This window comes from Oleiphilus sp. HI0066 (assembly GCF_001635725.1).
This window is the reverse complement of sequence record NZ_LWFH01000019.1, coordinates 1-955: the sequence shown is the minus strand read 5'-3', so window position 1 is coordinate 955 and position 955 is coordinate 1. Positions and strand designations below refer to the sequence as shown.

1 protein-coding gene is annotated in these 955 nt (G+C 46.6%); it reads right to left on the bottom strand.

Annotated elements, in window-relative coordinates; translation table 11 throughout:
* Positions 1-955 (bottom strand): PAS domain S-box protein (locus A3738_RS00665; RefSeq protein WP_156503845.1); only part of this gene is annotated, 955 nt, incomplete at both ends.

Genomic DNA, 955 nt, shown 5'->3' with positions numbered 1-955 from the left:
TGGAATTTCTTCGCGAATAAAGTCGAACTTGGCTTTTTTGAGCATTTTTTCGAGCTCTTGGACTTGTTCCTTGCTGTTGTCATCACAACAATTCGCGACCACTTGCCGATACATCTCAGTCGCCTGCATGACATGCCCAACCGCTTTTTTCAAAAAGCTCATATTGTCGGAGACATATTGGATTGGCGTATTAATCTCGTGTGCGATACCGGCGGCAAGTTGACCGATAGACTCAAGTTTTTGCGCTTGTCTCAGTTGTTGCTCCATCTGCGTCCGTACCGTGATATCGCGAATCATCGAAACGTAATGGATACTCTCATCGAAGTACAAACGCGAAAAAACCGCCTCATAATAACGTGGGCCATCATCGTTGTAGGTCGAAAACTCGAGCGTTAAACCACTGACGCCTTTTGCGAGATTTGAATGCTCCCAGTCTTGGAGCTCTTCGAGACTACCAATCTCAGGCATCAATTGAACGATATGCTTTTGTTCTAAGGGGCTGTGCTGCGCGCCAAAAAGGCGCTGAGCAGACACGTTATATGTCGTAACATTCCCATCACTATCCAAAACGAGCAAGGCATCAGCCAAGGCACTAATAACCGCATTCTCACGCTGTTCCGAAGCCATGGCTGCTTTTTGAGCTTGATCCAACTTCGTGCCGAGCATAAAAACGATGATCAAGGCTGTTAAGAACAGCAAGACATCGACAATCACAATCCAAGATAGCAAAGTGTGTTCGTGATCTGAATGGTCTGGGATGACGATAGAAGGATCGAGATAAAACTCGGTTGCGAGCATAGCGGTATAATGCATCCCCGAGACGGACAAACCGATCAGTACAGAGGCGACAAGTCGTTTTAACGTTGCACTACTCGTCTCATCGTTTTGCCAAACCCGCACATAAAGCGCCAAAAGCGCAAATACGTAAGCCATCACTATCGACAGAACAAACCAC